The organism is uncultured Campylobacter sp. (assembly GCF_938030685.1).
Taxonomy (GTDB): Bacteria; Campylobacterota; Campylobacteria; order Campylobacterales; family Campylobacteraceae; genus Campylobacter_B.
In genome coordinates this window covers 1-6805 of sequence record NZ_CALHHX010000150.1, presented here as the reverse complement: position 1 = coordinate 6805, position 6805 = coordinate 1, and the positions used below count along the sequence as shown (strand labels likewise).

Sequence of the window (6805 nt, the reverse complement as noted above, 5' to 3'; positions counted from 1 at the left end):
GCGCAGGCAAAACAATTTGACGCGGCGGCGCAGGCGATATTTGACGAGCAGATGGGGCTTTGCGCGAATAAATTTGGCGCGTTTTATGTCCAAACCATCGGCGGCAGGGTCGTGGGCACAGAGCCATTCGAGGGAGATGCTATGCCAACGGTGCTAAACAACGCCCTAAGCGATCACATCCAAAACGAAACGCGCGTGAAATACCCATACGTGCGCAAAAGCTTCCTAGCCGATCCCTCAAATCCAAAGCCGCAGCTTCGCGGCAAAGAGCCCTTCGTGCGCGTTAGCTGGGACGAGGCGATAAAGCTAAGCGCTAAAATTTTAAAAGAAAACTTCGATAAATACGGCTCGGAGGCCATTTACGGGCAGCTTTATCAGTGGGGTAGCCTAGGCAAGGTCGGCCACTCGCAGCGCACCGCAAAGCGCATGCTAAACGCGCTAGGAGGCTACGTGAGCGAGCTTGGTGGCTACTCATACGGCGCGGCGACGGCGTTTTTGCCTCACGTGACGGGCTCTATCGATCCGACGCATAATCCTACGCGCTGGGAGGGCGTGGTAAAGGAGGCCAAAACGATCGTATTTTGGGGTACGAATCCCGTCGTCTCAAACAAGATCGCTATCGGAGTGCCGATGCACAACTCCTACGCCTACTACGAGATTATGAAGGATAAATTTAAAAAAGGCGAGATGAAAATTTACAGCGTCGACGTCTACCGCAACGAAACGGCGGAGTATTTCGGCGCGGAGTATCTCGCCGTGCGCCCTTGCACCGATACGGCGATGCTGATCGGACTTTGCGATTATCTTTACGAAAACGGGCTATACGACAAGGAATTTATTGAGCGCTACACGGTCGGGTTTGATAAATTTAAGGATTATTTCACGGGCGCGAAAGACGGCGTGAAAAAGGATCTAAAATGGGCGAGTAAAATTTGCGGCGTGAGCGAAAAGGAGCTAAAAGAACTAGCTGATACGCTGGCTAAAAAAGACACGCTCATCGTCACGGGCTACTCTATCCAGCGTCAGCACCACGGCGAGATGGCATACTGGGCGCTAATCACGCTAGCTGCGATGCTAGGCGACATCGGCAAGACGGGGCGCGGCTACGTGATGAACGATCAGATGCATAAAAACGCAGATATCAGCTTCGTCGCGCCAAAGCTTCAGGCCTTTAACCCGGCGGTAAACGAAAAATACATCGCCCCGCAAGGCAAGCTAGCCAAAGCCAAATACCACGAGATACCAAACAGCAGGCTCATAGACGCGATCATGGAGCCTGGTAAGCTAATCGAGCGCAACGGCAAAAAGTACGTCATGCCGCACATCCGCGTGATGTTTAACGCCAACGGCTCGACCTTCACCCGCCACCCGGACACCAACCGCGCTGTCGAGGCGATGAAAAAGATAGAGGCGATCATCACCACCGAGCCCTTTTGGACGAGTACGGCAAGACTCAGCGACATCGTGCTGCCAGCTGCTCTTGAGTGCGAACGCACGGATATAGAGTTTGCAAACTCGACTAGCGAATACCTCTTTGCAATTAAACCTCTAGTAAAGCCCGCAGGCGAGAGCAAGAGCGACTTTGAGATCGCTCGGCTCATCTGCGCGCAGTGGGGCGAGGAGTACGAGCAGGCCTTTAGCGAGGGCAAAACGGAGCTTGAGTGGGTGAGGGAAATTTACGCCGATGCTGCTGCAAAAGCCGAGGGCATGGGCATAGCGATGCCTAAATTTGAGGAGTTTTGGCAAAAAGGCTATGTCAAATTTGATAAAATCGACGAGAAAAAGCGCTACTTCACAAACTACGCGGACTTCCGCGCAGATCCCGAGAAAAACGCCGTCTGGTAAGATCGAGCTCTATTCCGAAGCGATCGAAAAGCTAGGCTATCCCGACTGCCCGCCGCACGCGACGTGGATGGAGCCCTTTGAGTGGTTGGGCAGCGACGTGAGCAAGTACGGGGTCGCCATCAGCGGCGCGCACTCTAAATTTAGGCTCCACTCGCAGCTAAATAACTCGCTCATCCGCAACTACGCCGAGATCGCAAACCGCGAACCCGCACTCATCAGCCCCGCCACGGCAAAGGCACGCGGTATAAAAACGGGCGACGTAGTAAGGATCTACAACGACCGAGGCGAGATACTTTGCGGCGCGCTAGTAAGCGATACGGCGCAAGATAACGTCGTGATCGTAAGCGAGGGTGCGTGGTACGACCCGGCCGTCTGGGGCGAGCGCAGCCTATGTAAACACGGCAACATAAATGTGCTAACCAAGGACGTGCCTAGCTCGCAGCTCTCGCAAAGCAATACCGCGCACACGAGCATGGCGCAGATCGAGAAATTTAAAGGCGAACTGCCGAGCGTAACGGCGTTTGATAGGCCCGCGACGATAGAGGCTTAGACATTACTTTCTTTGAGCGAGCTGGAATTTTGATTTTTAAGGCTATAAATTTAGAACTCTTGAAGACCGCACGGACGAAATTTATCCGCGCTTCGTGCGGCCTTTTTTGAAATTTCGGTTTTAGAATTTAATCTTTAAAGCCGCACGCAAAACCCTACTATGTGCGGCTGCGAGCTACAAGTCTGGGCTTTTGTTTTCCTTTCGGTAGCCGCGCAGAGCCGATTTTAGCGCGACGTACAGCGCGCACGAGAGATAACGCTTCGCCGTTCATAGATATTCTTAAATTTAGATCGCTACCGTTCATACGCAGGATTTATTCACACACGGCGCAGAAATCTAGCTACGATAAACTAGCCGCCATGTCGTGAAATTTTAAAAGCAGCTGCCGCATCGAAAAAGGCGCCGTTATAAATTTACAAATGCCGCGCACGTCGGTAAAATTCCAAAGCCGAAATCTACGAGCGGCACGCGCGAGGCGATGCGGGTTAAATTTGCGCGCACTTTAAAAATGACAAACTGCTTTAAATAAATTTCAACCGCGCTCGCGCTATGAAATTTTAAAAGTAAGTTGCCATACCGAGCTACCGCAAAATTTAAAGCGAATTAGCCGCAGAGCTCCGCATGATTAGACCAAAAAATTGCGCCGCAAAATTTTAAATGTAGTTTACTGCGCCGAGCTACCGATAAATTTAAGCAGGACAATCACGCCGCGAAATCAAGGGTCACGCCTATCCCAAGCAAGCTTGCGCGTGAAATTTTAAAGACAAGTCGCCGCGCCTACGCTGCCGCCAAATTTAAAATAAACCGATCGCACCGCAAAATTTTAAAAGCAAGCCGTTGCGCCCAAACTAGCTAAATTTAAAATTAAGCAATAGCACCATTTGCGCTACGAATGCCGCTCGTCGGCAAGCTACCACTCGCAAGCTCTGCCCGCAAGTCGCCGATCGCAAGTCCTACGCCGCAAGCGCCCTACGCTACGACGTTTGGAAACTCATAGACCACACGACCGCTTTTGATCGTGCAAACCGCAGCGCCCGTAAGCTGCTTGCCGAAAAGTGGCGAGTTGCGCGATTTGGACTTATTTAGCGCCTCGTCGTAAACGTAGGAAATCTGCGGATCGATGATCGCGATGTCGGCCAAAAAGCCCTCTTTAATCTCGCCCTTGTCTTTTAAATTTAGAATTTTAGCCGGGTTAAACGAGCAGAGGCGTGCCATGTCTTCAAGGCTGATGGCACCCTCGTTTACAAGCCGCAGCGTAAGCGGCACGAGAGTTTGAAGCCCTAAAATTCCAAACGGTGCGCGGTCAAATTCTACAAATTTATCGTCGGTGTTGTGCGGAGCGTGATCGGTCACGATGGCGTCGATCAGACCGCTTTTAAGCGCCTCTCTAATCGCCTGCACATCGCTTTGAGTGCGAAGCGGCGGCGACATTTTAAAATTCGTATCGTATCCCATCAGCTCGCGCTCGTCGAAGGTAAAATGATGCGGCGTAGCTTCGCAGGTGACGCGGATGCCCTCGCGCTTAGCCTGCTCGATGAGCTTTAGCGACCACGCCGAGCTTACGTGCGCGACATGGATATGCCCGCCCGTCTTTTTGGCAAGCAGCAGATCGCGCGCGATCATGATCTCCTCTTTTTCGCTCGCCATCCCCTTTAAACCGAGGATCGCGCTGACTTTGCCCTCGTTCATCACGCCGCCGTGGCAAAGCGAGCAATCCTCGCTGTGATTTATCACGAATGAGCCGAAGTGAGCGGAGTATTCGAGCGCCTGTCGCATCACGGAGCTATCGGTCACGGGCAGTCCGTCGTCGCTGAAAGCCACGCAGCCGGCTTCCAGCATATCGCCCATCTCGACGATCTTTGCACCCTTGCAGTCCTGCGAGATCGCGCCTATCGGCAGCAGATCGATAAGCCCGCGCTGTTTAGCCTTAGCGATCATCGCGCGCGTGATGCTGGAGTTATCGTTTACGGGCTTAGTATTCGCCATCGGGAGGCAGGTTGTTACGCCGCCTGCGACCGCGGTTTCGCTGCCGCTGATGACGTCGTCTTTGTATTCGAGCCCCGGGTCTCTAAAATGCACGTGCATATCGATGAGGCCGGGCATCACGAGCTTGCCCGCAGCGTCTATTACGCGGTCTACGGCGGGGCAATCGCGCGTGATTTTTGAAATTTTATCGCCTTCGATCAGGACGTTTGCCTCCTCGCTGCCGTTATGATTAACGATCGTGCCGTTTTTTATCAAAATTTTCATCGTGCGCTCCTATTTAAATTTATCGTATGAAGTATCGCCATTCGCATCGCCTCGCCGTTTTCTACCTGATCTAAAACGCAGCTATAGTGCGGATCGTCGGCTACGTCGGAGTTGATCTCCACGCCGCGGTTGATCGGGCCGGGGTGCATTATCATGACGCCCTCTTTCGCCGCCTGCATCCTCTTAGCTGTAAGTCCGAAAAATTTAGAGTATTCGCGCACACTCGGGAAGCTCGGCTCGCCGTCTTGCCGCTCAAGCTGTATTCTAAGCATGATGATGACGTCGGCGCCCTCGATCGCCTCCTCCACGCTTTTGCATATCGGGCAGCCGAACGCATCGCAGTCGCGCAGCATCATCGGAGGGCCGAAGAGCCGCACGTTTATGCCGAGCTTTTGCATCGCCCAGATGTCGCTTCTAGCTACGCGCGAGCGAAATATATCGCCGATGATCGCGACGTTTAAATTCTCGATCCTGCCCTTGTGCTCGCTGATCGTAAAAATATCCAGCAGCGCCTGGCTCGGGTGCTCGTTCAGCCCGTCGCCCGCATTTACGATCGATGCATCGCAGTTGGCCGCTACGAATTTTGCCGCGCCCGAGCAGCTGTGGCGCAACACGAAGATATCGGTGCGCATCGCCTGCATATTTCTGATGGTATCGATCAGCGTCTCGCCCTTTTTCGTGCTGCTGTCCGCGGCGGTGAAATTTACGCTGTCCGCGCCCAGGCGCTTGGCTGCGATCTCAAAGCTCGTACGAGTGCGGGTGGAGTTTTCGAAAAACGCGTTGATGACCGTCTTGCCGCGAAGCGAGTCGGATTTTTTGACGTCAGAGCGGTTGAGCGCTTTAAACTCGCGCGCCAGACCTATAAAGTCGTAGATGTCCTCGCGGCTCAGATCCTGCGCGCTAAGAAGATGCTTTAGCTTATACATTCCCTCTCCTTTTTTAGGCCGAATTTCAGCCGTAATTGTATAAAAAAATCTCTGATAAAATTTTAAAATTTAAGAGCTGAGCTCAAATTTAGACGCGAAATTTTGCTTGAAATTTCATTTTTAGATCATACGAAGCGCGAGCAAAATTTTAAAATTTTGTCCGCGGCGGCATGCGAAATTTTGAAATTTTACCTACGGCGGGCGGCGGATACGGCGCGTAAATTTGAAATTTAATGAAACGGCGCAAATTATAAAATAGTAGCGTAAATTTAAAATTTAGCGAAGCGGGTGCGGAGAACGAAGCGGCCGCGTAAATTTAAAAGTGTGCGTAAAATTTTTAAATTTAACAGGACGGCGCGAGCGCTCGTGCTGCACGGCTCGCCGCTGTTTTGCGCGGACGCTATGAATTTAGCGGGCGGAGCGAAGCGATTTGATCGGGCGTGTTCCGATCGGGGTGCGCAAAATTTAGCGCCCGAGTGCGGGGCACAAAATTTTAACTCCCGAGCGCGGGGTGCAAACCGACCTTGCGCAGGGTTTTTGCAAACTGAAATCGTGCAACGAAAAAATCCCCGTGCGTCGCAACGCGCACGCCGCAAAATAATGAAATTTAAAAAATCTCATACTGAGAGGATTAAAATTTTAAAAAAACCTGCGTCGAAAGATGATGAAATTTAACAATGCTCGCGGCTCGCACGCAAAATTTTAAACCGCCGCGCCGAGTAAAATTTTAACGAACCCGCCACGCCGAGTAAATTTAATAAAATTTAGCGCCGTTTCTCTGCGAGCATTCTCCACAACAAACAAATTTAAGCTAAATTTAGCCGCGCTTAAATTCTAAAGCTTTGCCCGACGGCGTCGTCGCTATAGTCCGAACGATCGTCGCGCTCTTTCGGAGACTTGCCGCTTCCCTGCGAACGCCTGCCGCGCGGCTCCTGTCTAGGCTGCATGCCAAAGCCCTCCAAGACCTTACCGATACTTTCGTTTGCGTCCTTGATAATGCCTTGCAGGCTTTCGCCCATTTTATCAAGATTTTTGCCGACTTCGCGCGTCGCCGCCTCGCCCTGCTTTAGCAGATCCTCTATCCTGTCCACGTTACGAGCGGCGAAATCGCTCAAGACTTCGGGCGCCTTTTTCTGCAAATTTTGCAAGGCCTCGCCCAAAACTTTAGCATCGTTTGCAAGCTCGTCTATCGTGGAGTTCAGATCGGATTTTTGCTTGCTCTCAAAGCCCTGCG

General features: G+C 52.0%; 3 protein-coding genes and 1 pseudogene. 1 reads left to right on the top strand and 3 read right to left on the bottom strand.

The features are described from left to right. A pseudogene (locus tag Q0369_RS06890) lies at positions 1-2395 on the top strand (molybdopterin-dependent oxidoreductase); the annotation flags it as partial. 969 nt (positions 2396-3364) lie between these two features. Here Q0369_RS06890 and Q0369_RS06885 read toward each other — a convergent pair. The 3 genes from Q0369_RS06885 to Q0369_RS06875 form a co-directional block, all read right to left on the bottom strand. Continuing rightward, positions 3365-4645: a dihydroorotase family protein gene (locus tag Q0369_RS06885; RefSeq protein WP_298097766.1), complete on the bottom strand. Its 1281-nt coding sequence runs from the start codon at positions 4643-4645 to the stop codon at positions 3365-3367. After that, the gene (locus Q0369_RS06880; RefSeq protein ID WP_298097763.1) at positions 4642-5571 is read right to left on the bottom strand and encodes an aspartate carbamoyltransferase catalytic subunit; all 930 of its coding nucleotides are present in this window, start codon (positions 5569-5571) and stop codon (positions 4642-4644) included. Before Q0369_RS06880 ends, Q0369_RS06885 begins: the two co-directional genes overlap by 4 nt. Positions 5572-6398: 827 nt before the next feature. Then, positions 6399-6805: hypothetical protein (locus Q0369_RS06875; RefSeq protein ID WP_298097760.1), on the bottom strand; the 407-nt coding region annotated here is incomplete at its 5' end.